This is a genomic window from Streptomyces sp. 4F14 (assembly GCF_048159485.1).
Lineage (GTDB): Bacteria > Actinomycetota > Actinomycetes > Streptomycetales > Streptomycetaceae > Streptomyces.
The window spans coordinates 83,609-110,572 of record NZ_JBLRVY010000038.1 but is presented as its reverse complement, the minus strand read 5'-3'; the positions used below and the strand labels follow the sequence as shown (position 1 = coordinate 110,572).

Here is a 26,964-nt window from a genome sequence, read left to right as displayed (position 1 = left end):
CATGACGGGTCGCTTCCTGGAGGGGTGGGGAGCCGGACGCGCGCGCGAGGGCTGCGGCGATCTTGTCCAGGGTGCACCACGCGCCTCGGTCACCACCAGGGGCGAAAACTTTCGCTCCGGCCGTCCGGAGGGCCCGCCGGCCCGTCCCGCCGGCTGCTTCCCGTCCCGGGACCGGGGTGTCCCGGCAGGTCGGCGCCGCCCCTGTCCCGAGGCGGGCGAAGCGGCCGGGATCCGGGTGTGGCCCGGCGTCGGCCCGCGCAGACTCGTCCCACCGACCGCCACAGAGCGTCGGTCCCCCCGGCCGCTCGGCCGAACTCCGCATGCCCTGAAGGGACTTCCCGTGAATCCTGTACGCACCGTCCTGCCCGCCCTCGTGGCGCTCGCCGTCACCGCGCTCGGCGCCTCCGCCTCCGCCGGTGCCCAGGTGCGGGCCGAGGAGACGTACCGCAACGTCCACTCCGGCCTGTGCATGGACGACAGCGACGGCGGCGGCCTGCGCGGCTACCAGTGCAACGGCAACAACCACCAGAAGTGGGTGGTCACCCGGCACACCGACGACGCCCGGCAGTTCTCGAACATGGCGACCGGCCGGTGCCTCGACGACAGCGCGGCCGGCCTGCGCACCTGGCCGTGCAACGGGCTCGACTTCCAGAAGTGGAAGCTCCAGAGGTCCGACGGCCGGCTCATGTTCCGGAACGTGAGCACGGGGGCGTGCGTCGCAGACCCGGGGGAGGGCCGGCGGCTGATCGCCCTGCCGTGCGCGAGCGGATCGGCGAACCAGCAGTGGCAGTGAGCCGCAGGCACCCCTCGCGGACCTGCCGTCGCCGACCACCTCACCGTCCCGCCACCGCCAGAAACCGCCACCTCGTAGAAGGAGCCCTTTGATGCCCAACCGCCCCACCCGCAGGCTGCGCCGCATCCTCCCCGCCCTCACCCTCGCCTGCCTGACGGCCCCCGGCCTCACCCTCGCCGCCCACGCCGCGCCCCCTGCGTACGCCCACCAGGCCCGGGCCGAGGCGTCCTTCCCCACCTGGGGCACCCGGTGGATCGTCCATGCCACCTCGGACATCTCCTCGCCCTCCGTCGGCATGATCAACCGGAACGCGGCCGGTGAGGACCGCGTCACCGCCGACTACCAGGTCGACACCGGCCGCCGCGTCTGCGAGGGCAGCGCCTGCTCGACCTTCATGGCGCACATCACCTCGCCCGTGACGGGCTTCCTGACCGTCGTCGCCGTGGACATCCCCGAGGACCGGCTCCCCGGCGTCCCCGTGCAGGGCGACCCCGGCGGCGGCACCCCGAGCGGCACCCGCCAGCGGACCCTGGAGCGCGCCGCCACCTGGCTCACCGCGAACGGCGGCCGGCCCGTGCCGTACAGCCAGAACGCGCACTGGAGCGACGGCTACCGCCAGGACTGCTCCGGCTACGTCTCCATGGCGCTCGGCCTGCGCACGCCCGGCGAGACCACCGTGGGCCTGGCGGGCAACCGGGGCATCACCCGCCCCATCGGCATGGGCGAACTCCAGCCCGGTGACCTCGTCATCGACGCCATCGGCAACAGCAACACCCGCCACGCCGTCATCTTCGAGCGGTGGAACGACGCCGCGCACACCTCGTACCTGGCCTACGAGCAGCGCAGCGGCCCCGGCACCTCGCACCGGACGCTGACGTACGGGCTGAACGCCGGCAGCGAGTACAAGGCGTACCGGCCCGTGCAGTACGGAGACTGACCCGCCGTCCGGAGCGCCCGGCCCGCCACCGGCCGGGCGCTCCGCCGTACGGGTGAACCGGGCGGCCGGTGAATCGACCCTGCACCCCAGCCGGTTGCAGCTCCCATGTCCGTATAAATACAGTCCTGACCTGCTGGGACAGCCGGTCCCACGCCATGAAGCAGTCAACGGGACACCCGTTGCCGACCCTCGGGAGACGTCCGTCATGACGGACAGCGGTCAGCCGGACCGTCTGGTGGCGCAGCGGCAGCTCGGCGCGGCCCTGCGCGCGTTGCAGCACCGGTCGGGACTCACTCTGCGGGAGCTGGAGAAGCGGGTCCCCGTCAGCGACTCGTCCCTCTCGCGCTACTTCCGGGGCGACGGCGTCGCCCCCTGGTCGGTGGTCGTCGAGATCTGCCGCATCCTGGACGGCGACCCGCGAGAACTCCGGGCCCTGTGGGAGGCGGCCGACCCCCAGACCTCGGCGAAACCGGCCCCCGCACCCACACCCGCCCCAACTCCCGCACCACAGCGCCCGACACGCACCTGGCTCGTCGCCCTGGCGATCACCGCCGTCCTTCTCGGTACGAGCCTGGCGGTGTACGGGGTGCAGTTCGCCGGCCCCGAACGCGACGGCGCCCTCGCAGCCGCCGTCGGCAAGGGCGCCCCGCACGACGGCAGGCCCGTTTTCCACGAGGCGGAGAAGGCCCGCACGCGCCAGGTGACGATCCGCGACGCCACCGGGGCCCGCAGCGGCAAGGCCATCGCGCACATGGACTACCCCGACAGCTACGTCGAGTTCACCGTCGACGCCGCCTCGGCGGGCCCCCGAGCCATGAGCGTGCGTTTCAGCAACGGCTCCCAGGACAGCGGCGGCGGCCCCTCCTGCGCCTCCCACGGCCTCGCCGTCAACGGCGTCGTCGCGAGCCCCGTCCACTACCCCCACACCGGCTGGGAGAACTGGCAGAAGACCGAGCCGGTGACGGTCTTCCTCCACGCAGGCCGCAACACGATCCGCTTCTCCAAAGGCGACCTCTTCACCGAACTGGACGGCATCGAACTGGCATAGCCTCCGTCCGCAAGGAGTCCCGCATGCCCCGCCTCGCCCTTCTCCTGGCCGCCCTCTGCCTCGCCGCGGCCCACCCGGCGTCCCCGCTCGACCGTGACTTCCCCGACCCGGACGTCCTCCAGGTCGGCACCACCTACCACGCGTACGCCACGGGCAGCGGCGGCCGGCACCTCCAGCACGCCACCTCGCCCGACCTGGAGCACTGGACCCCCGACGACCGCGACCCGCTGCCCGTGCTCGGCGCCTGGGCGCAGCCCCGGGCCGACCTCGTGTGGGCGCCCGAAGTGTTCGCCGCCGACGCCGGGTTCACGATGCAGTACACCGCCCGCGACCGGGCGAGCGGCCGCCAGTGCATCGGCGTCGCCCGGTCCGCCACGCCCGACGGCCCCTTCCACCCCGTCGGCGACACCCCGCTGGTCTGCCCGGCGGGGGAGGGCGGCGCCATCGACGCCTCGACGTACACGGAGGGCGGCCGGCGCTACCTGCTGTGGAAGAACGACGGCAACTGCTGCGGCCTCGGCAAGGACACGTGGCTGCACCTCCAGCCCACCACCTGGGACGGCACCCGGGTCACCGGCGATCCGGTGCGTCTGATCCGGCAGGACCGGCCCTGGGAGGGGCGTCTCGTGGAGGCGCCCACGCTCGTCAAACGCGCCGGGCACTACGTCCTGTTCTACTCGGCGAACGCCTACGACACCGACGCGTACGCCACCGGGTACGCCGTGTCCCCGGCCCTGACCGGGCCGTACACCAAGGCGTTCCGGCCGCTGATGACCACGGACACCTTCTCCGGTGCGGTCCACGGCCCCGGGGGACAGGACGTGGTCACCGGGCCCGACGGACGCGATCGGATTCTCTTCCACGGTCACCGGGGCCGTATCCGCGTCCTCTACCAGGCCGAGTTGGGCTGGGCCGACGGCTATCCCGTGGTGCGGGGCAGCAAGGTCATCTACCAGGCGGAGAACGCCCGGTTGACGCACGCGGTCGTCCGCGAGACCTCCACGGCGTCCGACGACCGGGCCGTCGGCCGCATCGACTTCCCCGACAGCGCGGTCGAGTTCAGGGTCTTCGCCGCCTCTGCGGGCGCCCACACGCTGACCGTCCACTTCGCGAACGGCTCCCGGGACGCGTCGGGCACCCCGGCGCCGGCCTCCCATCGCCTCGCCGTCAACGGCACGGTCGTCGGCAGCGTTTCCTACCCGCACACGGCCTGGGAGCACTGGCAGGCGACCACCAAGTCCGTCGAGCTGGAGTCGGGCTGGAACACGATCACCCTGTCCAAGGGCGACCTCTACGCCGAACTGGACTTCATCGAGACGGCGTGAGACCGCCCAGCAGTGCCGTCAGCGTGAACTCGAAGCGTTCGTGTCCCTCGCCCGAGGTCAGTTCGCGGATGTGCGCGACCGTGCTGGGGAACAGGTCGGCGGGGAGCATGCGGTAGCGCTCGGCGAGGTCGTCGCGGTCCAGGACGCGCTGGTCGACGCCGGTGTCGGCGTGGGTGCGCAGGGACAGTTCGAAGCAGTACGCGGAGACGTACAGGAACGCGGCGTCGATCGCCCACGCGGCGGACTGCGGGGGCACCCCAGCGGCCAGCAGGATCGTCAGCATGCCCTCGCTGAGCCGCAGCGCGTCGAGGCTGTTGGGCGCGGCGGCCAGGGCGGCGCGGGAGATGCCGGGGTAGCGGAGGTACTCGTCGCGCAGGGCCCGGCAGATCCCGAGCATCTGCTCGGCCCACCGGGCGGGGTCGGGCTCCGGCACCGGGATGCGGGCACACACCTCGCTGATCAGCAGCTCGTCCAGTTCGGCCTTGTTGCGGACGTGGGCGTACAGCGAGGCCGGTCCGGTCTTGAGGTCGGCGGCGACGCGGCGCATCGTCAGGGCCTCGAAGCCGTCCGTCTCGACGAGCCGGAACGCGGTGTCCACGATCCGCGCCACGGTGATCGGGGCCTTCCCGGTCCGCCGGTCCCGGTCCGGCTCGCCCAGGGCGGCGATCTTCGCGGCCCACTCGCTCTTGTTCGTCACGGGTCCAGCATAGCTTGACGCGAACGCCGTTCCTTGCGTAGAACAGTGTTCGTCTGTGGAACACTGTTCGTCGATGTTCCGGATCCTCCGGAGAGGAGCCCCATGGCATCCCCCACCACCACCCACCGGCCGTTCCGCACCCTGCGCGAGGCGCGGACCGCCCTCGTCGGCCTGTCGGCCGTCTTCCTGTTCGAGATGATGAGCAACACCGTCCTGAACGTCGCGCTGCCCACCATCGGCCGTGAACTCGACGCCCCGACGATCGCCCTGCAATGGGTGACGAACGGCTACTCCGTCGTCTTCGGCGGCCTGATGCTCGTGTTCGGCGTCCTCGCCGACCGGCTCGGGCGGCGCCGCGTGATGATCGCCGGGCTCGTCCTGCTCGGCGCCGCGAGCCTCGCCACCGCCGCCGTCACCAGCACCGGCGCGCTCGTCGCCGTCCGCGCGGTGATGGGCCTCGCCGCCGCGATGACCACGCCGGGCACCATGGCGATGGCGTTCCGCCTCTTCGACGACGAGGGGCTGCGGGTCCGCGCCATCACCCTCATCTCGACCGTCGGCATGGTCGGGCTCGCGATCGGCCCGACCGTCGGCGGCCTCGTCCTGTCCTTCGCGCCCTGGCAGGTCCTGCTCCTGGTCAACGTCCCGATCGTGCTGCTCGCCATCGCCGGCATCCGCCGGGGCGTCCCGCCCGACGACCCCGCCGGCCTGCACCGCGCCCCCGCCGACCTGCCCGGCGGGGTGCTCGGTACGGCGGCGATCGTCCTCACCCTCGTCGCGCCCACCCTGTTCGTGGACTCCGGCGCCCGGTCGTGGACGCCCTGGGCCGCGCTCGCCGGAGCGGTCCTCGCCGGGACCCTGTTCGTCGTACGGGAGCGGACGGTCCCGCATCCGCTGCTCGACCTCTCACTCGTCGCCCGGCCCAAGGTGTCCGGCGGGCTCGCCTACAAGGCGGCGGCCGGGCTCGCCAACGCCGGGCTCGCCTACCTGGTCACGCTCCAGTTGCAGCTGGACTGGGGGTGGCCGCCCGCGCTGGCCTCGCTCGGCATGCTGCCGCAGGTCGTCGTCCTCATCGCCGGAGGGCCGTTCGTGCACCGGTTCGTCGAGCGCGTCGGCATCGACCGGGCCGCCTGGATGAGCGCCGGGTCGGTCGTGGCCGGACTCGCCGTCTACACCGTGTCCGGGAACCTCGGCTATCCCTGGGTGGCGCTCGCCCTCGTCCTCGTCGCCGCCGGGATGCGCGTCGTCGGCGCCGCGGCCGGCGTCAACGTCCTCAACGGCCTCCCCGCCGACCGCACCTCCACCGGCGCGGCCCTCATCGACACCGCCGCCGAGGTCACCGCCGCGACCGGCGTCGCCGTGGCCGGCACCGTCCTCGCCGCCCTCTTCACCGGCAACATCACCGCCGGCCACTGGACCACCCACCAGACCCACCGGTTCCACGAAGCGGCCACCGTCTCCGCCACGCTCCTCACCCTCGCGTCCGCCGCCCTGCTGGCCTGGGCGATACGCCGCACCCGCACGCCCCCCGAGTAGAGGAGGACCGCATGCACGAGGAGGGCCCGTACGGGGTCAGGATCCGTAGAGCGGCAGGACTCCGGTGTCGACCGGGGACGGCAGAGGCACCGGCAGTTCGACCGTCTCCCCGTACACACCGTGCACCTGACCGTGGTACTCGCCGTCCTTGGGCCTGGTGTGCAGCGTCCAGCGGCCGGTACGGGGATCGAGGACGAGGAGAACGGCGACCCCGGCACGGGCGTACCAGCCGTTCTTGTCGGTGATGTCCTTCGCCTTCTCGGACTGCGAGATCACCTCGACCGCGAGGGCGACGTCGGCGGGGTCGGCGAGCCAGGAGTCGTCCTCGTCCCACTCCACTGGAAGGACCGTCAGGTCGGGTGTGGCGTAGTCGTCGGGGTCCTCCGGCATGGCCACGGAGGACATCTCGTACGGTGCGAGACCGGTGGGCAGCCGGGACTCGATCTGCACCCGCAGGCGGCGGACGGTACCCGCACGCTTGCCACCAGGGGCGGGTGACATCACGAGACTGCCTCCGATGATCTCGACCCGCAGCCCGGTGGACGCCTCGATCCGCTCCGCGACCTCCCGCAGATTGCCGGGGCGGGGGCGCAGCACAGGAAGGGTCACTCTGGCCCACCTCCTCATCGGCAGCCGGTCGCCCACCACGCTATCGGGCCGTGTTCCGGCATGGCTTCGGTCTCGGCCGCCGGGCCCTTGCGGCGGCTGTCGGGAGAGGGAGACCCCTATGTTGAGAAACGACAGGGAGGAGTCGTCGATGAGTGTCGATGCGATCATGCAGACCGAGTTACCCGCTGGGTACACGGTCCTCTTCGGCGCCGACGGGAAAGTGGTCATGACCCCGCGGAGCTTCGAGCACTCCAGCACGATCAAGTCGATGCAGATCGACTCACTCGCTCTCGGCCGCCACGCAAAGACTGCTTCCGACGTCTACATCGACTTCCCAGCCGATGAGAACTCCGCCCCGGACTTTGCCATCCTGCGGGAGGACGCGCAGACGCAGGGCAAGCGCTACAGCTTCGAGGACGTGCTGCTGATCTCGGAGGTCGTCTCGGTCTCCTCCGCGCGCAAGGACTACGACGACTGCACCGCGAAGTACGGCCGCTACGGCATCCCGGTCTACATGGTCGTGGACCCGTACGCGGCGGAGGTCGTCGTTCACACCGAGCCCACCGGCACCGGCTACATCACGGCCCGAACCCACAAGTACGGCACGGGCAAGCTGCCCGTCGAGCTGGCCGACGGCCGGACCTACACCCTCGACCTGGACGAGCTGCCCCGCCCCGAGCCGGAGACCGGCGCTTCCTGACCTGGTCGGTGATGCGGCGCTCGGCGACCTCACCACGACCGCCGGGCCGACCCCCGAGGCGTGTCACCCGCACGAGTGAACCTGGCCGCGAAGACCCGCCTGACCAGCGCGGACCGTGGCCCGGATGCGCCAGGATGGAGTAATCGCACCGGCAGATTGGTGTTCCCGTGCAGCCTGCACCGAACCGCCCCCTGTCACCGGACCCGTCGGACCCCTCGGACTCCCTGGACGCGAAGCGTCGGGTGAAGTATCTGGCGTTCGTTCTTCTGCCTCTGATCGCCGTGACGCTGCCTCTGATGGCGTTGCTCGTCAGGCGGGACGAGGCGGGGGAGTCGCAGCGGCTCGCGCTGTGTGCCGCCGCCCTGTTCTGCAACGTGTTCGTGCTGCTGTACCACCTCCTTACCCCGCCGCACCCCAAGTTCCTGCTGCTGCGCGGGCGTCGGCTCGCGGTGCGTGTGCACGCGATCGGCGGCACGGTCGAGCTGGCCGCAGGAGTCGTCGCGTATTTCGTCGCGGATCCGGCCGTACCCGCCACCGTGATGGCCGTCGCCGCGCTCGTCCTGCACGTCCCCACCGCCGCCTGGCAGACGACGATCGTCTTCGGCTCGCGGGCGGTCATGGTCCCGGGGTACGTGTTCGTGATCCTGCTGCACGCCTACTGCGCGCTGCGGCTGCTGCTCGACCCGCACTCGGAGTTCTGGCTCGTCAACACCTTCCTCGTACTCAACGTGTACGTCTGGTGCCGGGTGTTCATCGGCCTCTTCAACGCGCTCGGCCTGTTCCCGGAGTCGACGTACTCCGTCGCGATCCTCCTCGCCGGCCTCGTCATGGTCCCGGCGGCCGTGGGCTTCGCGGGCAACCTGCTGCTCCTCGGCTTCGTGTTCGCGCACGCCCTGCTCTATCGGGCGGTCCTGAAACCGTCGCCCGCCCAACTCGCCGCGTACACGAGTGAACGGGGACGCGAGACCCTCGTCGAGGAACGGGCCCGCGTCGCCTGGTCCGCGATGACGGGCCCCGCCGGGGCGGACGACCGGGAGCGGGCGCGTGCCGTCTTCGACGCCCTCGACACGGACGGCGGCGGCACCCTCACCGCCGACGAACTCGACGCGATGGCCGACCGCTGCGGGCTGTCCCGGCCGTACGTGCACGCCCTCCTGGAGCGTCACGGCGAGCACGGGCACCTCTCGTTCGACGCCTTCCACCAGCACTTCTACGCCCTCCACCGGCCGGACGCGCCGCGCGCCGACACCACCCCCGAGCAGGCGGCCCGCCTGGTCTTCGACCGCCTCGACCTCGACGGCAACGGCAGCATCGACGCCAACGAACTGCGCCTGCTCCTGCTGGGCTGGGGCCTGCCCGAGAGCGATATCGCCCGCTGCATGCGCGTCTACGACACCGACGGCGACGGACAGCTCTCCTTCGAGGAGTTCCGCACCGGACTGCGCCCCGTGTGGCGGTTCGGGTTCCACGCGGTCCTCGCGAAGCGCGCGGCTCAGCCCGGGGTGACGGGGATGCGGTCGTAGCCGCGCAGGGTCAACTGGTCCCGGCGCACGGGCCGCCCGGCGGGGGCCAGGCCGGGAAAGCGCGCGACGAGCATCGGCAGCGCGATCCGCGCCTCCAGCCGGGCCAGGGCGGCGCCCAGGCAGTGGTGCGGTCCGGCGCCGAAGGACAGCGGCCTGACATCGGGCCGCCCCGGGTCGAAGACGTCCGGGTCGCGGTAGCGGCGCGGATCGTGGTCGGCGGCGCCCAGGAGGACGAGGATCTGGCCCCCGGGCGGCACTCGCAGACCCCCCTCCAGCGTGGTGCCCTCGGCGGTCCAGCGGACGGTGGTCTGGACCGGCCCGTCGTACCGCAGGACCTCTTCGATGAAAGGCGAGGGATCGGCGCGCAGGGCCGCCGAGTGCTCGGGCCGGCGCATGAGCAGGGTCGCCGCCGTGCCGATGAGGTGGGTGGTGGTCTCGAAACCGGCGATCAGCAGCAGGGCCAGGTTGGTGATCAGGTCGGAGGCGTCGCAGCCCTCGATCAGCGCGCTGAGCAGATCCTCGCCGGGCCGGGCACGCCGCGCGGCGACCAGGTCCCGCAGGTACCCCCGCAGCTCCTCGGCCGCCGCGTCGGCGTCGGTCAAGTCCCGGTGCTGGGCGTCGGGTTCGATGGCCCGGGCAGCCGCGTCGGCGCGCGGACGCAGCCATTCGGCGTCCTCCTCGGGCACGCCGAACAGGGCACCGACGACCGCCGACGGCAGCGGATAGGCGAACTCCCCGACGAGGTCGACGCCCTCGCCGTCCAGCCGCTCCAGGAGCCGCCCGGCCAGCTCAGTGATGTCCGCTTCGGCCCGGGCCACCCGGCGGGGCGTGAACGCGGGAGCCATGAGACGGCGTACCCGGTCGTGGGCGGCGGAGTTGTCGAAGATCATCGAGCCGTACTGGAGGGTCACCGAAGGGTGGTCGTGGCCCTCGGGCCAGGAGCGGTCGAGGAGTTCACGGTCCCGGACCCGCAGCGTGGGGTCGCGCAGGACCCGGTCCACGCAGGCGTGGCCGTTGGCGACGTACCGGTTCTCGGTCAGGCGGTGGGCGGGGCCCAGGTCGTTGAGGACCCGGTAGTACGGGTACGGGTCCGCGCGGCCGGCCGGGGTCGGCAGGGCGCGGGCCGCCCGCGCCGCGTCCAGGGGGCCGCCGGCGGGGGAGCGGGGCGCCACCCGGGCGATGCCGGCCAGGACGGGGGTGCCGGGGAGGCGGGTGAGGCCCGGTGGTCGCAGGTCGGCGCCCGCGAACAGGGCCCGGATCTCGTCGGCGGTGCGGTCGTACAGGCGGGGCCGGGTGGGAACCCGCGCGGTCGCCGGGGCGTTGAGGTGGGTGAGGGCGAGGAGGCTGCCCGGAGGGAGGCGGTCGAGGAAGGCGGCGACGATCTCGCCGGGGGAGTCCTCGGGCGGGATCAGATGGAGGACGGAGACCAGACTCAGGGCGACCGGCAGACCTGGGTCGATCAGGGCGAGGAGACGGGGGTCGGTGAGCACGGCGGCCGGGTCGCGCAGGTCCGCTTCGAGCATCACCGCGTACGGCTCGTCGGCCAGGAGGGCGGCGGCGGTGCGTACGGTGTCCGGGTCGTGGTCGACGTACACGACCGGGGCGCGCGGGGCGCGGGCGTGCGCCGTCTGGTGGACGTGGCCCTGGGTGGGCAGGCCGCTGCCCAGGTCGAGGAACTGGTCGACACCCCGGTCCAGACAGTGGCCGACGAAGCCGCGCAGGAACGCCCGGTTGGCCCGCGCGCTGGCCCGCGCCCCGGGGCGGGCCGCTTCGAGGGCCTCGGCGGCGGCGCGGTCGCAGGGGCGGTGCTGGCTGCCGCCCAGCAGCCAGTCGTACATCCGGGCCGGGGAAGGGACGCCGGCGGCGGTGCTCACGGGGTCCAGCCCCCGGGCGGCACCGTCATCGTGAACGCGCCGCAGCTGAAACTCAGCCCGAAGGCGACGACCAGCGCCGTGCCCTCGGGGCGGGTCACCGGCTCGGCGAGCATCATCGGGACCGAGCAGCCGACGGTGTTGGCGTAGTCGCGCAGCACGCGGTACGAGGAGCGGGTCGCCGGGCTGCCGGGCGGTAGGCCGAGGCGGTCGTGCAGGGTGTCCAGGATGCGGGTGCTGCCCGTGTGCAGGAGCAGCGTCGTCGCCTCGGCGGCCGACGCGATCCCGCAGGCGTGCGTGCGCAGCAGGTCGGCGACGGTGGCCTCCACGTACGCGGCGCCGCGCGCCGACACCCACGGGCTCAGGGTGTACACGCGCCGCCCGTGCACCACCGGCAGGTCCGAGCCGCCGTCCGGGACGGTGCCCAGCTCGGCGTCCTCGGCCCGCTCGTTGGTGAGGTGCGCGACCGGGCCGAACGCGGGACCGGGACCGTCCGCGCCCAGCAGCATCGCCACCGCCGCGTCACCGAACAGGAAGCCGTGCAGGGCGTTCACGGTCCGCTGGCGCTCCTCGGGCGGCACCTCGTCGAAGTGGCTGTAGCGGCCCGGCAGGACCGGGGACAGCGGGGTGATCGCGTCCATGAAGCACACCAGGACCAGCCGGTCCGGACAGCAGGTCAGATACCAGCGGGCCGTCTCCACCGCCTTCGCGATCGCCGAGCAGCCCATGTACGCGATGCTCAGGTTCGCCGCGTCGCGCGGCAGCCACGGCAGCAGGCCGAACAGGTCGCACACCAGGCTCGGCAGCAGCCGCCCGGGGCTGCTCGTCACCCCGAGGACGAGCCCGATCCGCTCCGGCGCCGCCCCGGACTTCTCCAGGCACTCGGCGGCCGTGCGCGCGGACAGCTCCGAGGCCCGTACGTCGAGACGCGGCGCCGCGCCCTCGAACAGCACCTCGGGGTAATTGGCGAGGACCGAATGGCGTTTCGCCACCCCCAGGTCGCCCAGCATGGCGGCCAGCCGCTCCGACAGCCGGTCCCCGGCGGCGGCCAGCAGATCTTCGGTCGACCAGGACGGATCAGGGGGCCGGGCGGCTATCGCGTGCAGCCGGGGATCCACCGTCGTCGGTGCCGCGTTCATGGTCACCGATCATTCCATCCGATCCCCGCACCCGCATTTCCTGGAAAGGAACTGGCCTGTCACAGGAATTCCGGAGACCCGCTGGAATAGTTTGAGAAATGAGGGCGGATAAACCCTCCACCTTTCACGGTCGATCGAATGCGAGTAACTCACTTTGACGGATCCTATGGACATCGGTGAGGACACGCTCACCGTCGCCGACGTCGCGGCCGTGGCACGCCACCCCGGGAACACCGCCTTCGCCCTGTCCGGACAGGCCGCCGAACAGATGGCCGCCTCCGTCGACCTGAGGAACCGGCTCATCGCCACCGGCCGGCCCATCTACGGCGTCACCACGGGATTCGGCGACAGCGCCCGCTTCCACGTCGGGACCGGCCGCGCCGCCGCTCTCCAGCACGGCCTGATCCGCTTCCATCTCAACGGCAGCGGCCCCGACACCGCCGACGACGTGGTCCGCGCCACCTTGCTGATCCGCGCCAACTGCCTGGCCCGGGGCCGTTCCGGCGTCCGCCGCGACCTCGTCGACCTGCTCCTGGACCTGCTCCGGCACGACATCCTGCCCCGCGTCCCCGAACGGGGCTCGGTCGGGGCCAGCGGCGACCTCGTGCCCCTGTGCTACGTCGCCGATGTCCTCACCGGCCACGGCGAGGTCACCCACCGCGGCGCACCCCTGCCTGCCGCCGAGGCCCTCGACGCCTGCGGACTGACCCCCGTCACGCTGGAGGCCAAGGAGGGGCTCGCCCTCATCAACGGCACCTCCTTCATGTCCGGGTTCGCCACCCTCGCCGCCCACGACGCCGAGCACCTCGCCCTGGTCGCCGACGTGTGCACCGCGCTCACCTGCGAGGCCCTGGAGGGAAACCTCGGCCACTTCCACGACGCCGTCCACCGCAACAAACCCCACCCCGGGCAACTGCGCAGCGCCGCCCGCATCCGCGCCCTGCTCACCGGCTCCCGGCTCGCCACCGACCACCTCCGCGCGCACGCCGGCCTGCCCCGGATCGGCGCCCAGCAGGTCGTGCCGCTGGAGCGGGCCGTGCAGGACCGCTACTCCGTGCGCTGCGCGCCCCACGTCACCGGTGTGCTCCTCGACACCCTCGGCTGGGTCGTGCCCTGGCTGGACGTCGAGATCAACTCCAGCAACGACAACCCCCTCTTCGACCCCGCCCTCGACGAACCGCTCAGCGGCGGCAACTTCTACGGCGGACACGTCGGACAGGCCATGGACGCGCTCAAGACGGCCGTCGCCAGCGTCGGCGACCTCCTCGACCGGCAGCTCGCGCTCCTCGTCGACGACAAGTTCAACCGGGGCCTGCCGCTCAACCTCGCGGCGCCGCCCGAGGAGAGCGCCGGGATGGGCCACGGCTTCAAGGGCGCGCAGATCGCGTGCTCCGCGCTGGCCGCCGAGGCCCTCAAACTGACCAACCCCGCGACCGCCCACTCCCGCTCCACCGAGGCCCACAACCAGGACAAGGTCAGCATGGGCACCATCGCCGCCCGCGACGCGCGCACGGTCGTCGAACTCGTCACGGAGATCGCGGCCCTCCACCTCCTCGCCTGCTGCCAGGCCGCCGAACTACGCGGCCCCGACCGCCTCGCCCCCGGCACCCGGGCCGTCTTCGACCTGGTCCGCACACACGCCGCCTTCCTCGACACGGACCGGAGGCTCGACACCGACCTGCGGGCTCTGACGGGGCTGATCCGGCGGGGTGGGGTGAGCGAGGTGGTGGAGGGCGCACGGTGACGGTCGCTCAGTTATCCGCCGTTCTCCGCGAACCTGCTGATCAGCTCGCGCGCCGTGTTGTTCTCGGAGTCGATCGGGAGGAGTTCGGCGCCGTCGAGAGCGGCGTTCTCGGTGCCGCGTACGAACATGGCCTCCTCGTACGTGGCGAGCGCCGCCTCCGTGTCGTCGGCGAACTCGGCGAGGGCCTTGCCGAGTTCGGCGCCGTCCAGCATCGCCAGGTTGGCGCCTTCGCCGTTCGGGGCCGCGAGGTGGGCGGCGTCGCCGAGGAGGGTCACCCCCGGCACCCGGTCCCAGCGGTGCCCGGCCGGCAGGGCGTAGTGGGAGCGCAGGACCGGCGCGGTGTCGCTGTCGGTGATCAGCGCGGTGAGTTCCGGCGCCCAGCCCTCGAACTCGGCCGCGATCCGCGCGGTCGCCGCGGCGGCGTCGGTGAAGTCGACGCCGGCGAACCACTCCAGCGGCCTGAACAGCCCCACGTACGCGTGCAGGGTGTCGCCGCTCTCCCGGTGGGCGAAGATCTCCTTGCCCGGCGAGGGCACGATCAGCATGCCGCCGCCGACCGCCTTCGCGGTGGCCGGGTGCCGGGTGTCGGCGTCGAAGAGGTATGTCTCGACGAACGACGTCCCGACGTACGCGGGGACCGCCCCGGAGAGCAGCGGCCGGACCCGGGACCAGGCGCCGTCCGCGCCGACCAGCAGGTCCGCGGCGACGGTCGTGCCGTCGGCGAAGGCCGCCTCGTGACGGCCCCCGCCGAGGGCGCGGACCCCGGTGACCTTGTGCCCCCACCGGACGGTGCCGTCCGGGAGCGAGTCGACCAGCATCCGCCGCAGCTCGCCGCGCATCGCCTCGGGGCGACCGCCGGTGCCGTCGTCGGCCTTGTCGAGCAGGACGGTCCCGTCCGTGTCGAGGACCCGCATCGCCTCGCGGCCCTCCAGGACGATGGCGCGGAACTCGTCCATGAGCCCGGCCGCCTCCAGCGCGAGCTGCCCGTTGTAGTCGTGGATGTCGAGCATCCCGCCCTGCGTACGCGCCGACGGGGACGGCTCCGCCTCGAAGACGGTCACGGGGACACCGTGGACGTGCAGCACACGGGCGAGGGTGAGTCCGCCGAGTCCGGCGCCGATGATCGTGACGGGGCTGTGCATGATGACTCCTCAGGGTCGGGCCTGCTGTCCCTGAGAAGGTGTCAACCCCGCCCGACAGATCGCCGACAACGGCCGACAGTCACCGACAGCGCCCCGACAGACCACCGACACCTCTCTCACTCCACCACGCACGCGATCCCGTACCCCCCGCCCTCATCGTGCTCCACCCCATGCGTCTCGCTCGCGAAGCCGGGGAACGCCCGGTCGAACTCCTCCAGCGCCCGCAGGTACCGCATCAGCGCGCTGTCCGCCGCCCCCACCCGCTCCCCGGGCACCAGGATCGGGCTGCCCGGCGGAGTGGTCGCGACCATCACCGCCGCCGTACGGCCGGGCAGCCCGTCGAGCGGGACGCGTTCCGTGCGGCCGCGCACCAGCGCCTCGTACGCCTGGACAGGGGGTAGTACCGGGACCGGCAGCTCGTCGGAGGCGGCCTTCAGGAGGGCCGTGAGGCGCAGGGTCGGCTCGTGCATGCGGGCGCAGAACTTCGGCAGGGTCAGGTCCGCGTAGGCCGAGGGGTGGGCCGCCACCGTCTCCGGGAGGACGTCGACGAGCGGGGCGCCGGCGTCGTACAGGGCCTTGAAGTCGGTGAGGGCGTCGATCAGCGTGCCCCACTTGCCCTTCGTGATGCCCATCGAGAAGAAGAAGATCAGGCTGTACGGGTCGTACTTGTCGACCACCACCCGGCGCCGGTACAGGTACGCGTTGAGGATCTTCCCCGGCACACCCCACGGCTGCGGCGTGCCGTCCGCGAGGATGCCCGGGCAGGTCACGGTCACCTTGACCGGGTCGATCATGCAGTGGCCCGGCGCGAGGCCGGGGTAGGCGTGCCAGTCCGCGCCGGGGTCCAGGTACCAGGCGGACTGCGTCGCCGCCAGCAGCTCCAGCGGGGCGTCCTCGAAGGCGTACGTCCGGCCCGTGTCCGGGTCGGTGACCGTCGGGGGCTGCCAGACGCCGAAGAACCAGTCGGGGCGGTCGCCGGCCTCGCTGATCCGGCGCGCGAGCCGGGGGACCGCCTGGCGGAAGCGGATCGCCTCGGTGATCGTCTCGTCGATCAGGAAACGGCCCGCCGCCCCGTCCATCATCCCGGCCGCCACGTCCAGCGACGCCAGCATCGGATACAGCGACGAGGTCGTGCCGTGCATCATGAACGACTGGTTGAAGCTCCCGTGGTCCACCGGCGCCCTCGGCGACGAACGGACGTGCACCATCGAACTCTGCGACAGCGCCGCCAGCAGCTTGTGCGTGGACTGCGTCGCGAACAGCGACGGCCCCGCGTCCGTCACCGGCACGTCCATCGCGCAGCGCCCCGCGTACAGGGGGTGGAACTTCGCGTACGCCGACCACGCCTCGTCGAAGTGCAGCCGTGGCACGCTCGCCCCGAGCGACCCCGCCACGCCCACGGCGTCGTAGAGCAGCCCGTCGTACGTACTGCTCGTCACCGCCGCGTACACGGGGTCAGGCGACACCGCCCGAGCCGCCAACTCGCTTCCCCGCACGGCCTCTTGGACCGCCGCGCGCGTCAACTGCCCCGGCGGGACGGGCCCCATGAGGCCGTACCCGTTGCGGGTGCCCGTCACGTACACCGGGCGGGCGCCCGCCAGGATCATCGCGTGGTGCACGGACTTGTGGCAGTTGCGGTCCAGGACCACCACCTCGTCCTGTACGGCGCAGTGGTGGCCCACCAGACGGTTGGCGCCGGAGGTGCCGTGCAGGACGTAGTAGGTGCGCTCGGCGCCGAAGATCCGGGCCGCGTTGCGCTCCGAGTCGCCGACCGGGCCCGAGTGTTCCCAGACCGAGCCGAGCTGGTCCACGACACAGGTGAGGTCGGAGCGGAAGAGCTGCTCGCCGTAGTAGTCGAAGAACGCGCGGCCCACCGGGGAGCGCAGGAACGCGACGCCGCCCGCGTGCGCCGGGGTGTGCCAGGAGTACTCGTGGCTGTCGTCCCAGCGGATCAACTCCCGGAAGAACGGCGGGAGCAGCTGCTCCCGGTAGTCCCGGGCGGCCTTCACCATCCGGCCGGCGAGGAAGGCGGGTGTGTCCTCGTGCAGCCACACGTAGCCGACCACGACCTCCGCCGCCCACAGCGGGACGCCGTCCAGGCCCGCGCCGTCCAGGACGAGGAAGACGGGCAGCCCCGTCGCCCGCCGCCGCACCGCCTCCAGGACCTCTTCGGCGGGCCGGCCCTGTCCGTCCGCGCCGAGGTCCCAGTCCAGGAGCACGGCCGCGAGGCCCGCCTCCGCACGGATCACCGCCCGCGCGTCCCGCGCGCTCGACACCCAGCGGGGGGCCGCGCCCTGCCCCGTCAACTCCTCTGCTATCCGCCGGAGTTGATCGGCACCCGCGCTGTCGTCGGTGGGACGGTCGGCAACGGCCAGCAGAATCATGGGGGGTTGAGACATGGTGGTGCTTGCTCCCTGTGTCGCGTACGGCGGTTCAGAACTCCACGGTCAGCCGGTCCAGCGTCCTGACCCGCCACCCGGACGGCCCCGGCTGCCCCGCCGCGAGCCGTAGACCGGGCCGGCGCTCCAGGAGCGTGGCGAGGGTGATGCGCAGCACCCGGGGGACCAGCGCGCGCACCAGGCAGCGGTGGGTGCCGTAGCCGAAGGTGAGGACCGGGGCCGGGGTGCGGCGGATGTCGAAGGTCTCGGGGTCGGTGAAGGCCCGCTCGTCGCGGTTGGCGGACGCGGTGGCGACGGCGATCCGCTCGCCGGCCGGGACGGTGTGCGCGCCGAGCCGGACGGGCACGGTGGTGACCCGTTCCAGGACGGCGATCGGCGGGGACCAGCGCAGGCTCTCGCGCACCCAGCCCGCCAGCAGCGCCGGATCGGCCCGCAGGGCGGCGTGCTGCTCGGGGTGGGTGAGCAGGGCGTGCAGGGCGTTCGCGGTGGCGTCGGCGATCTCGCGGAAGGAGGCGACGCAGAGTTTGACCGTGGACAGGACGTCCGCCGTCGGCCGGGGATCGCCGGGCGGGCGCCCGCAGTGCGTGAGCCGGGACAGGAACGAGGAGTCCGGGGCGGCCTTGAGGCCCTCGACCACCGGCCCGAGCGCCGCGTCGACCTCGGCGGCGGCCGCCCGCGCCCCGGCGTCCAGGACGGCGTCGGCCGCCGGGTCCGGGCCGGTCTCGCGGGGGCCGAGCGCATCCGCCCAACGCATCAGCCGCGCCGGGTCCGTCTTCGGCAGGCCGAACAGCTCGGCGACCGCCGCGCCCGTCACCGGCTTGAAGCAGGCGTCCATCAGCTCGGCGGTGCCGTGCTCCGGGAGCGCGCCGACACTCCGGACCGCCGCCTCCTCGATCACCGGGTCCACGGCGACGACCGTCTCCGGCGTGAACCGGTCGTCCACCGCCGCCCGCACCCCGGCATGGGCGTCGCCCTCCAGCGTCAGCAGGCTCAGCGGCTCGCAGAACTCGCTGATCATCCCGTCCACCGACGTGAACGCCTCCGGGGCGCCGATCGCCTGCCGCACCTCGTCCTATCCGGTGACGAGCCACGTCCCGACACCCGGCAACCACACGACCGGCGCCTCCCGCCGGAGCCGGGCGTAGAGGGGAAAGGGGTCGGCACGCAGTTCCTCTTCGGTCACGCCGTCGCTGAAGCCCGCCATGCCACGATCCACCTCTCGCACGCGAATTCGACGAACGGGTGTCGCTCGTCCTGACGTTCCCCCGTCCGAGGGGGGTCGAGAGCCGTACGGCCCACCACGCGACGGGCCCGTACGGGTGAATCCCGGCGTTCCGGACGCCGGGACCGGCGTGGCGTGGAGTGCGGGGGCGCGGGGACGTGTCGAGCATTTCCGGTGTGATGATCAGACGACGGCCGGGGCGAAGCGGGCGCTGGGTCGTTCTGGCCGTTCTGGTGCTGTCCCTGTGCGCGGTGTTCGGTGGGGGCGGGCCGGTGGCCGCCGACGGGGCCGGGTCGTACGGGCTCGCGCTGCGGGTGAGTGTCAATGCCCGACCTGGGCTCGGGGCCGTGCGGCCGGGGATCCGGGTGGGGGACCCGGTGGTGCGCGTCTACCGGCTGACCAATCGGACCGGCGCCGACCTCTACGACGTACAGGTCACCGACCCGCGCCTGGACGGCGTCGTACCGCGCTGCGCGGGTGGCGGGAGCCGGGTGCGCGTCCTGCGGGGGCTCACCTCCGCGACCTGCACCGCCCGGACCCCGGCCCGGCCCGGCGTGCACGCCGGTGAAGTGCTCGCCGTCGGCCGGATCCCCGCCCTGCGTGCCCGGTCCACGGCCAAGGCGCGGGCCGGGTACGCGGGGGTCGGCGGGGGACTGGCGCTCACGGAGTCCGTGCGGGTGGACGGGCGGACGGCGACGGTCGGCTACCGGGTCACCAACGGGGGCAACCGGACGGTCTTCGCCGTGCGGCTCAGTGACCGGCTCCTCGGCGGGGGGCGTGGCATCGACTGCGGTGGCGGGCTGCCCGTCGTACCCCGGATCGCCGCCGGGGGCTCCGCCGTGTGCCGGGCCGTGGTGCGCCGGGCTCCCGGGCGGTACGTCAGCGAGGGCCGGGCCGAGGGGAGCGACCGTACGCGCACGTTGAGCGTCTCGGGCCGGCTGGTGCCGCCGCCCGCGCTCACCGCGTACGCCTCCGCGCCCTTCGTCCTGACCGCGCCGCCACGGCCGCCCCGGCCGACGCCGTCCCCGTCACCCACGGCACCGGTGCCGCGTACCCCCCGCCCTCCGGGCACCCCGCCGCCCGGCCCGCCGCCGGTCGCCGCGCCGCCGATCCCGGCCGTGCCCCTTGCACCGCCCGCCCTTCCCGTGCCCCCGGTGCCTCCCGGCGTCGCGGTCCCGCCCGTGCCGCCCGCCCCTCCCGGTGTCCCCCTGCCCTTCCCGCCCCCGCCCGCCGTCGCCGCACCGGGAGTCGCCCCGCCCGCCGCTCCCGTACCCGGCGTCGCCCCGCCTGCGGCGGACAACCCGCAGCGGGCCACCCCCCAGACGCCCCGCCGGGCCGAACGGTCCCTCCTGAACCGCCTCTACCGCCCCGGCGAAGGCCCCACCGGTCTGGGCCTCGCCCTGATCCTCTTCGTCGTGCTGCTCCCCGCGATCGTCGCCGCCGTGCTTCTCGGCTCGCGGCGCGGGTGACCCCTCCCGTGTCGTCCGAAAGTCCCACACCATGACCGAGACACTCGTCATCTGCGCCGGCGTCGCCCTGCTCGCGGCGGCCGTCGTCCTGCTCAAGCACCGTTTCCGGCCGCTCGCGGAGGACGAGGAGCCGCGGGAGGACGTCGCCGAGTACATCGCGATGATGGTCGGCGTCCTGTACGCGCTGATCCTCGGGCTGTCCCTGGTGTCCGTGTGGGACGCCCGCTCGGGCGCCTCGGACCATGTGGCGACCGAGGCGAGCGCCGTGCACCAGGTACGGCTGCTGGCCGCTTCCCTGCCGGAGCCGCAGGCGTCCGAGGTGCGCTCGGGGACGGACGCCTACGCCCGGCACGTGATCGACGTCGAGTGGCCCGCGATGGCCGCCGGGCAGCCCCTCGGCCCGGAGGGCTGGCGGCTCCTGGACCGGCTGCGCGCCGCCGACCGGCTGCCCGACGACGCGACCCCGGCCCAGCAGGCGGCGGCCCAGGAAGTACTGGCCCAGCTCAGCACCCTGGACGACGCCCGGCGCGGCCGGGAGGGCGACATCGGCGGCGGACTCTCGCCGATCCTGTGGCTGGGGCTGATCATCGGCGGGGTGCTCACCGTGGCGTTCATGTTCATGTTCGGCGTGGAACGCAGCGTCACCCACGTCGTGATGGTCATGGGCCTGTCCGCGCTGATCACGTTCCTGGTCCTGCTGATCCACCAGCTCGACCAGCCGTTCAACGGCATCCTCGCGGTGGATGCCACGCCGTTCAGCCGGTACTTCCCGTCGGCGTAACCCAGACCCGCGTCTGCGAGGTGGCGTGGTCGTGCCGCGCGGCCTCGGGGCGTCCAGCGCCGTACGGGTGAAAGGCCGGACGTCCCCTCGAAGACTTCCCGCCCGCGAGCCGCCCGGTTCGCTCGGGCGCTGCCCCGGCCGTTCGGGTGGACGGCGCCGCTGCCCGTCACCCCAACGGCCGCCCGGACCTGGCACGCCCCGCGCGGGCGGCGGTTTTCTGGAGGTGGTGGCATCCCCGGCCCCGGAGCAGCGAGGTTCCCGTGATGAAGGACGACCGTCCGTCGGAGAAGTGCCGAGGCCCCTACGGCGAGGCCGGCTGCCTGGACGAGGCCCGGTTCAGCGTGCTGCGCCACCGGCTGCCGTCGCTGCCGGTCTGCCCGGTGCACCTCGGCCCTTCGCTGCTGCTCGCGGGCAGTGTGCTGTGGCCACCGGACATCACGATGATCGGCTGAGCCCTCGGTCTCGTGTCCGCCAAGTGGCGGACGGCCGCCCCCCGTGGTGCCATCGGTGACGGTGGGGGCTGACCGTCTTCCCCCGAGGAGCACCCCGTGGAACTCTCGGTCAACGACGCCATCGGCCGACTGACCCGCGCCACCGAGTGGATCACCGTCGACCGCATCCCCCTCGACTTCGCCTGCCACCACCCCCAGGGCCTCGACCGGGTCGGCGAGAACTTCTTCCTCAGCAGCGCGGAGATCATCGAGGAGACCGTCCGCTACGACAATCCCGGCACCGGCCCCGACCGCACCGCCGGCCGGGGCGTCGGCCACCTCTTCGAACTCACCCCGGACGGCAGGCTGTTGCGCACCTGGCAGCTCGGCGAGGACACCGTCTACCACCCCAGCGGCCTCACCTACGACGGCGAGCACGTCTGGGTCCCGACCGCCGAGTACCGGCCGGACTCCCGCTCGATCATGTACCGCGTCGACCCGGCCTCCGGCGACGTCACCGAGGCGTTCCGCTACGACGACCACCTCGGCGGCGTCTCCCGCGACCCCGACACGGGCCAGCTGTACGGCATCACCTGGGGCGGCCGGCACATCCTCGTCCTCACCGACACCGGCGAACTCCTCCGCCGCATCCCCGTACGCAGCCACTACGTCGACTTCCAGGACTGCGTCGAGACGACCGGCACGCTCGCCTCCTGGACCGGCGTCGCCGAGTACCCGGACGGCGACGGCCACGTCTTCAGCCTCGGCGGCATCGCCCTGATCGACATGTCCACGGGCGACATCCACCACGAGGCGCCGGTCACCGCGCTCTCCCCGGCCGGGCGCGCGGTCACCTTCAACGCCACCCACCTCGAAGTGACCGGCGACCGGCTGCGGATGTACGCGATCCCCGACGACGGTTCCCGCCCCGGGGAGTCGAGCCTGCTCGTCCTCGAAGCGGCGCTGTGAGCACCACGAAAGGCCCCCGGAGATGACCACACAACTGGCGTTCGAGATCACCCAGGCGGAACGGGAGGTCGCCGACCTCCTGCCGGTGAACGCGCCCGTAGCCGACTGCCGGCGCGTCCTGGACTCGACCCCGATCTGGTTCCACACCTTCGCCCTCAACCAGGAGGCCGGCCTCTACACCCCCGGCCTCGCCCGCGACCACCGCTACCGCATCCCCTTCCTCCCAACCGACCTCACCGGACAGAGCGTCCTGGACGTCGGCACCTGCGACGGCTTCTACGCCTTCCTCGCCGAGGCCCGCGGCGCGACACGCGTCCTCGCCGTCGACAACGAGCAGTACTGCCGCATGGTCAAGGGCCGCTGGAACATCGACATCACCGGCGGCTCCACGTTCCGCACGATGAGCGCCCTGCTCGGCTCCCGCGTCGACTACCTCAAGGCCGACGCCCTCGACCTCGCAGGCTTCCCCGAACGCTTCGACTTCGTCTACTGCTGCGGCATGCTCCACCGCGTCGAGAACCCCCTCGGCATGCTCCAGATCCTGCGCGGCCTCCTCAACCCCGGCGGCCGCATCCTCCTGGAGACCTACGGCGCCCCCACCGACACCCCCGTGATGCAGGTCCTCGCGGCGGGCGAGGCCAACTCCGGCGACGACGTCCACTACTGGGGCTTCAGCGCCCGCGCCCTCGCCCGCCTCGCCGAGTGGTCCGGCCTCGCGGAGACGGGCGACACCCTGGAGACGACGATCGACGGGCATCCGCGGATCATCGGCACGCTCACCGCCGTATGACGGTCAACGGCTCAGTGCGCTCACCCGTACCGTCCCCAGCCGGGGGTCGGCCGCGTCGGGGACGACCATGCCGGCCGCGATGCCGGTGCGGAGGTAGTCCAGGACGCCGGTGCCGAGGCGTTCGCCGGGGAGGGCGGCCGGGATGCCGGGAGGGTACGGGGTGAGCATCTCGGCGGCGATCCGGCCGGGCGCCTCGCTCGCCGGGACGTCCTCGGTGGGGCCGAAGAAGGCGTCGCGGGGCAGGAGGGCCTGTTCCAGGCGGAGGTCGGCGGGGGAGGGGAGGTGGATCGGGGGCGTGGGGACGGGGTGCCGGTGGCTCTCGTCCGCCAGTGAGGCCAGCGCCGTGGTCAGGGTGCCGGCGGTCGTGGCCGTGTCGGCGTGGGTGAGCTGTGCGGTGACGCGGCGGTGGTCGGCGAGGTGGACGTCGATGCGGTGCCGGTCGCGCAGCCGGTCGGCGGCCCGGTAGCCGCTCGTCCCGAGTCCGGTGAGGTCGATGACGATCTGGAGCGGGTCGAGGTCGGCCGCCCCGCCGGGCCCGCAGAAGTCCTCCCGTCCCTCCACCCGCAGCCCCGGTATGCCCCCGATCCGCGCGCGGACCTGCCGGGCGACGGCCAGCGCGTCGTCATACAGCTCCTTGCCGTACTGCATCATCTGCCGGCGCCACCCGTCGAGCGCGGCGTGGACGAGGACCGAGGGGCTGGTCGTGCCGAGCAGGTCGGCGCGGTTGGCGAGGGTGCGGGGGTCGAGCAGGGTGCCCTGGAGGTGGAAGACGGAGCCCTGTTCCAGGCCCGAGCCCGCCTTGTGGACGGAGGTGACGCAGACGTCCGCGCCGGCGTCCATCGCCCAGGCGGGCAGCTCGGGGTGGAACGGCAGATGCGCGCCCCACGCCTCGTCGACGATCAGCGGCAGACCCCGCCGGTGGCAGACACCGGCGATCGCCGCGAGGTCCGCGCAGGCGCCGTACGGAGTGGGTGAGGTCACCAACGCGCCCCGGGCGGAGGGGTGTTGGGTGAACGCGGCCTCGAAGGAGTCCGCGTCCGGCGGGTGGGCGAGGTGGCGGGCGGCGTCCCAGCGGGGGTCCACCCAGACCGGCCGGATGCCCGCGAGCACCAGCCCCGACACCACCGACTTGTGCGCGTCCCGGCCGACCAGCAGTTCCTCGTGCGGCCCCGCGACCGCGAGCATCGCCGCCTTCACCGACAGCGAGCTGCCGCAGGTCGTGAAGAAGGTGTGCTCGGCCCCGACCGCGTCCGCCATCAGTTCCTGCGCCCGCTCCAGGATCCGGTGGGAGGCGGCCCTGTCGTCGAGGCCGCCGGTCGCCAGGACGTCGGAACGGAAGACGGCGTCCCCCAGCACGGCCCGTACCCGGGGGTCGGCCCCCTGCCCCTGCCGGTGCCCGGGCGGGGTGAACGACAGAGCGTTCCCCGCGTGCCGCACGGCCAGGGCGTCGAGTACGGGGGCCTGGGAGTGATCCATCACGGGGGCCTGCCTCGGGTACGGGGGGCGCGGTCAGGCCCCCGGGTACCCGGGGACGAGGGCCGTACACGGGCGCGGTCCGGTGGTCAGCGGGTCGCCTTCGCCGCCTCGATGATCACCCCCGCCACCGCGTGCGGCTGCGAGATCGACACCGCGTGGGAGCCCTCGACGCGGACGATGCGGGAACCGGCGCGCTCGGCCATGAACTCCTGGGCGCGGCCGGGGATCGCGTTGTCCTGGGTGGCGACGACGGCCCAGGAGGGGAGGGTGCGCCAGGCCGGGGTGCCGGAGAGTTCCGCGGTGAGGGCCTGGACGCGGACCGAGCGCTGGGTGACCGCGAGGAGGTCGGTGGTCTCGGCGGGGAGGTCGCCGGCGATGACGTCCCGGTAGTGCTCGGGCAGGATCCGCAGCTCCGGCTCGCCCTCGTGCTCGAAGGAGACGGTGGTGGCCGGGCCCATCTTGGCGCCCTCGAAGCGGCCGGCGTTCTCCAGGCAGCTCTCGCCCTCGTCGGGCTGGAAGGCGGCGACGTAGACGAGGGCCTCGACGTTCGCCGCGTCACGGGCGGCGCGGGTGATGACGGCGCCGGCGTAGGAGTGGCCGACCAGGACGACCGGGCCGTCGACGGACTTCGCGACGGTCGCGGCGTACGCGGCGTCGGACTCCAGGCCGCGCAGGGGGTTCGGTACGGCGAGGGCCGTGTAGCCCTGGGCCTGGAGCTCGGCGACGACGCCGCGCCACATGCCGGAGTCGCCGAAGGCGCCGTGGACGAGGACGATCGTGGGGGTGGTGGTGCTCATGGTGGTGCCCTTCGGGAGATAGAGAGAACGATCGGTCTTTCTCTCGGGGAGACTAGTCGTTCTCCCTGGAGCCCGCAATGTGAGGAGACCGACGGACCGGAACGACCGTTCTTTCCTTACGATGGGTGTATGACCACCGCCTCGCGACCCCACCCCAAGGACCGGCTCCTGAGCACCGCGTCCCGTCTGTTCTACGCGGAGGGCATCCAGGCCGTCGGCATCGAACGCCTGGTCACCGAGGCCAACGTCACCCGCGCCACCTTCTACCGCCACTACCCCAGCAAGGACGACCTCGTCTCCGCCTACCTCACGGCCACCGCCGAGGACATCCGTACGGCGGTCGCCCGCGCCCGCGCCGGCAGGTCACCGCGCGAGGCGGTCCGCGCGGTGATGGCCGTCCTCGGCGACGCCACCCTCGAAGACGGCTTCCGCGGCTGCCAGTTCCTCAACGCCGCCGCGGAGTACCCCGACCGCACCCACCCCGTCCGCGCCGTCATCGACGACCAGCGCACCTGGCTCCACGGCGTCCTGCGCGACCTCGCCGCCGACCTCCACCACCCCGACCCCGACCACGCCGCCCGCCTCCTGGTCCTGCTGCACGACGGGGCGTTCCAGTCCGCGGAGCTGGACAGCCCGAAGGTCGTGCGGGAGACGCTGCGGCGGGCGGTGGACCAGCTGTTTCCCCTCGACGAGGAGTGACGGGACCGCTTACGCGTCCTTGCGCCCCACACCCCCGTAGAACCCGATCGGCGGCAGGTTCGGGTCCGGCTTCTCGTCCGTGCCGTCCGGGCGCCAGGTCGGGACCGTGACCAGGCCCGGGTCGAGGAGGGTGAAGCCCTCGAAGAAGGCGAGGACGTCCGCGTGGGTGCGGGGGTTCATCGTCGCGGAGGCGTTCTTGTAGATGGCCACCGCGTCCTTGCGCCGGTCCTCGTGGAAGTCGACCGTGGCGTGGGTGAGGATGAGGTAGGAGCCGGTGGGGAGGGCGTCCAGGAGGGTCGACATGATCGCGGCCGGGTCCTCGTCGTCCTGGACGAAGTGCAGGACGGCGACCAGGAGGAGGGCGACGGGCTCGTTCAGGTCGATGACCTTGCGGACGTCCGGGTGGTCCAGGATCGCGCGCGGCTCGCGCAGGTCCGCGAGGACGACCGAGATGCCCTCGTCGTCGTCCAGCAGGGCCATGGAGTGCGTACCGACGATCGGGTCGTTGTCGACGTACGCGACCCGCGTCTCCGGCGCGATCTCGCGGGCGATCTGGTGGACGTTGGGCTCGGTCGGCAGGCCCGTGCCGATGTCGAGGATCTGCCGGATGCCGCCCTCGCCGACCACGTGCCGCACCGCGCGCCGCATGAAGGCGCGGTTCGCGCGGACGGCGACCTTCACCTCGGGGGCCGCCGCGATGAAGCGTTCGGCGGCCTCCTGGTCGACCGGGTAGTTGTCCTTGCCGCCGAGGAAGTAGTCGTACATCCGCGCCGGGTGCGGACGGCTCGTGTCGATCTTCGGGCGGGCGATCGGGTCGGGGGCGGTCATGGGCGGGCTCCGTCCTGGCGGTCGGCTTCGCGGAGCCGG

At 73.0% G+C, this 26,964-nt stretch carries 25 protein-coding genes; 14 read left to right on the top strand and 11 right to left on the bottom strand.

Annotated features, from left to right (window positions below):
• Positions 1-340: 340 nt before the first annotated feature.
• The 4 genes from ACLZOT_RS43680 to ACLZOT_RS43665 all read left to right on the top strand — a co-directional run bounded on the left by ACLZOT_RS43680 (position 341) and on the right by ACLZOT_RS43665 (position 4,103).
• Positions 341-793, top strand: a complete 453-nt coding sequence (locus tag ACLZOT_RS43680) for an RICIN domain-containing protein (protein WP_416974803.1) — start codon at positions 341-343, stop codon at positions 791-793.
• 91 nt (positions 794-884) lie between these two features.
• On the top strand, positions 885-1,730 hold the full coding sequence (locus ACLZOT_RS43675) for a hypothetical protein (RefSeq protein WP_416974802.1): 846 nt from the start codon (positions 885-887) through the stop codon (positions 1,728-1,730).
• 205 nt (positions 1,731-1,935) lie between these two features.
• On the top strand, positions 1,936-2,778 hold the full coding sequence (locus ACLZOT_RS43670; protein WP_416974801.1) for a helix-turn-helix domain-containing protein: 843 nt from the start codon (positions 1,936-1,938) through the stop codon (positions 2,776-2,778).
• A gap of 23 nt (positions 2,779-2,801) precedes the next feature.
• On the top strand, positions 2,802-4,103 hold the full coding sequence (locus ACLZOT_RS43665) for a family 43 glycosylhydrolase (protein WP_416974800.1): 1,302 nt from the start codon (positions 2,802-2,804) through the stop codon (positions 4,101-4,103).
• Here the strand turns inward: ACLZOT_RS43665 and ACLZOT_RS43660 are convergent.
• Positions 4,087-4,800 (bottom strand): TetR/AcrR family transcriptional regulator, encoded by a 714-nt coding sequence (locus ACLZOT_RS43660; protein WP_416974799.1) that lies wholly within the window; start codon positions 4,798-4,800, stop codon positions 4,087-4,089. The genes ACLZOT_RS43665 and ACLZOT_RS43660 overlap by 17 nt on opposite strands.
• A 102-nt stretch (positions 4,801-4,902) precedes the next feature.
• Here ACLZOT_RS43660 and ACLZOT_RS43655 point away from each other — a divergent pair, with 102 nt between their 5' ends.
• The gene (locus ACLZOT_RS43655) at positions 4,903-6,336 is read left to right on the top strand and encodes an MFS transporter (protein ID WP_416974798.1); all 1,434 of its coding nucleotides are present in this window, start codon (positions 4,903-4,905) and stop codon (positions 6,334-6,336) included.
• Positions 6,337-6,372: 36 nt separating this feature from the next.
• Here ACLZOT_RS43655 and ACLZOT_RS43650 read toward each other — a convergent pair whose 3' ends face one another.
• The gene (locus tag ACLZOT_RS43650; protein WP_416974797.1) at positions 6,373-6,945 is read right to left on the bottom strand and encodes a Uma2 family endonuclease; all 573 of its coding nucleotides are present in this window, start codon (positions 6,943-6,945) and stop codon (positions 6,373-6,375) included.
• 148 nt (positions 6,946-7,093) lie between these two features.
• On the opposite strand from ACLZOT_RS43650, the gene ACLZOT_RS43645 reads away from it, so the two are divergent.
• Positions 7,094-7,645 carry a Uma2 family endonuclease gene (locus ACLZOT_RS43645; protein ID WP_416974796.1) on the top strand — a complete coding sequence of 184 codons (552 nt, stop codon included), beginning with the start codon at positions 7,094-7,096 and terminating at the stop codon, positions 7,643-7,645.
• A 296-nt stretch (positions 7,646-7,941) separates the two neighbouring features.
• A complete protein-coding gene (locus ACLZOT_RS43640; protein WP_416974795.1) occupies positions 7,942-9,168 on the top strand; it encodes an EF-hand domain-containing protein in 1,227 nt (408 codons plus the stop codon).
• On the opposite strand, the gene ACLZOT_RS43635 is transcribed toward ACLZOT_RS43640, so the two are convergent.
• Positions 9,138-11,042 carry a cytochrome P450 gene (locus ACLZOT_RS43635; RefSeq protein ID WP_416974794.1) on the bottom strand — a complete coding sequence of 635 codons (1,905 nt, stop codon included), beginning with the start codon at positions 11,040-11,042 and terminating at the stop codon, positions 9,138-9,140. The genes ACLZOT_RS43640 and ACLZOT_RS43635 overlap by 31 nt on opposite strands.
• Entirely contained in the window at positions 11,039-12,178 is a 1,140-nt protein-coding gene (locus ACLZOT_RS43630; protein WP_416974808.1) for a 3-oxoacyl-[acyl-carrier-protein] synthase III C-terminal domain-containing protein, read from the bottom strand. The genes ACLZOT_RS43635 and ACLZOT_RS43630 overlap by 4 nt, the downstream gene beginning before the upstream one ends.
• Positions 12,179-12,344: 166 nt before the next feature.
• Between ACLZOT_RS43630 and ACLZOT_RS43625 the strand changes: the two genes are divergently transcribed.
• Complete coding sequence (locus tag ACLZOT_RS43625; protein ID WP_416974793.1) at positions 12,345-13,922, top strand: HAL/PAL/TAL family ammonia-lyase; 1,578 nt, start codon at positions 12,345-12,347, stop codon at positions 13,920-13,922.
• Positions 13,923-13,933: 11 nt separating this feature from the next.
• On the opposite strand, the gene ACLZOT_RS43620 is transcribed toward ACLZOT_RS43625, so the two are convergent.
• The 4 genes from ACLZOT_RS43620 to ACLZOT_RS43605 all read right to left on the bottom strand — a co-directional run bounded on the left by ACLZOT_RS43620 (position 13,934) and on the right by ACLZOT_RS43605 (position 18,667).
• Positions 13,934-15,064: an FAD-dependent oxidoreductase gene (locus ACLZOT_RS43620; RefSeq protein WP_416974792.1), complete on the bottom strand. Its 1,131-nt coding sequence runs from the start codon at positions 15,062-15,064 to the stop codon at positions 13,934-13,936.
• Positions 15,065-15,180: 116 nt separating this feature from the next.
• On the bottom strand, positions 15,181-17,463 hold the full coding sequence (locus ACLZOT_RS43615) for an Orn/Lys/Arg decarboxylase N-terminal domain-containing protein (protein WP_416974791.1): 2,283 nt from the start codon (positions 17,461-17,463) through the stop codon (positions 15,181-15,183).
• A gap of 34 nt (positions 17,464-17,497) precedes the next feature.
• Positions 17,498-18,529, bottom strand: coding sequence for a cytochrome P450 (locus ACLZOT_RS43610; RefSeq protein WP_416974790.1), 1,032 nt, complete (start codon positions 18,527-18,529; stop codon positions 17,498-17,500).
• 6 nt (positions 18,530-18,535) lie between these two features.
• Positions 18,536-18,667 carry a hypothetical protein gene (locus tag ACLZOT_RS43605; RefSeq protein ID WP_416974789.1) on the bottom strand — a complete coding sequence of 44 codons (132 nt, stop codon included), beginning with the start codon at positions 18,665-18,667 and terminating at the stop codon, positions 18,536-18,538.
• Positions 18,668-18,864: 197 nt separating this feature from the next.
• On the opposite strand from ACLZOT_RS43605, the gene ACLZOT_RS43600 reads away from it, so the two are divergent.
• The 5 genes from ACLZOT_RS43600 (at position 18,865) to ACLZOT_RS43580 (ending at position 23,125) form a co-directional block, all read left to right on the top strand.
• A complete protein-coding gene (locus ACLZOT_RS43600; RefSeq protein ID WP_416974788.1) occupies positions 18,865-20,154 on the top strand; it encodes a hypothetical protein in 1,290 nt (429 codons plus the stop codon).
• 31 nt (positions 20,155-20,185) lie between these two features.
• Positions 20,186-20,935, top strand: coding sequence for a hypothetical protein (locus tag ACLZOT_RS43595; protein WP_416974787.1), 750 nt, complete (start codon positions 20,186-20,188; stop codon positions 20,933-20,935).
• A 263-nt stretch (positions 20,936-21,198) separates the two neighbouring features.
• Positions 21,199-21,387: a hypothetical protein gene (locus ACLZOT_RS43590; protein ID WP_416974786.1), complete on the top strand. Its 189-nt coding sequence runs from the start codon at positions 21,199-21,201 to the stop codon at positions 21,385-21,387.
• A 96-nt stretch (positions 21,388-21,483) separates the two neighbouring features.
• The gene (locus ACLZOT_RS43585) at positions 21,484-22,335 is read left to right on the top strand and encodes a DUF6454 family protein (protein ID WP_416974785.1); all 852 of its coding nucleotides are present in this window, start codon (positions 21,484-21,486) and stop codon (positions 22,333-22,335) included.
• A gap of 22 nt (positions 22,336-22,357) precedes the next feature.
• Positions 22,358-23,125: a class I SAM-dependent methyltransferase gene (locus tag ACLZOT_RS43580; protein ID WP_416974784.1), complete on the top strand. Its 768-nt coding sequence runs from the start codon at positions 22,358-22,360 to the stop codon at positions 23,123-23,125.
• A gap of 3 nt (positions 23,126-23,128) precedes the next feature.
• On the opposite strand, the gene ACLZOT_RS43575 is transcribed toward ACLZOT_RS43580, so the two are convergent.
• Both ACLZOT_RS43575 and ACLZOT_RS43570 read right to left on the bottom strand, forming a co-directional pair.
• Positions 23,129-24,601, bottom strand: coding sequence for an aminotransferase class I/II-fold pyridoxal phosphate-dependent enzyme (locus ACLZOT_RS43575; protein WP_416974783.1), 1,473 nt, complete (start codon positions 24,599-24,601; stop codon positions 23,129-23,131).
• A gap of 86 nt (positions 24,602-24,687) precedes the next feature.
• Positions 24,688-25,398, bottom strand: a complete 711-nt coding sequence (locus tag ACLZOT_RS43570) for an alpha/beta fold hydrolase (RefSeq protein ID WP_416974782.1) — start codon at positions 25,396-25,398, stop codon at positions 24,688-24,690.
• Positions 25,399-25,527: 129 nt separating this feature from the next.
• Here ACLZOT_RS43570 and ACLZOT_RS43565 point away from each other — a divergent pair, with 129 nt between their 5' ends.
• Positions 25,528-26,097, top strand: a complete 570-nt coding sequence (locus ACLZOT_RS43565; RefSeq protein WP_416974781.1) for a TetR/AcrR family transcriptional regulator — start codon at positions 25,528-25,530, stop codon at positions 26,095-26,097.
• A 9-nt stretch (positions 26,098-26,106) separates the two neighbouring features.
• On the opposite strand, the gene ACLZOT_RS43560 is transcribed toward ACLZOT_RS43565, so the two are convergent.
• Complete coding sequence (locus tag ACLZOT_RS43560; protein ID WP_416974780.1) at positions 26,107-26,925, bottom strand: SAM-dependent methyltransferase; 819 nt, start codon at positions 26,923-26,925, stop codon at positions 26,107-26,109.
• Positions 26,926-26,964: the final 39 nt, after the last annotated feature.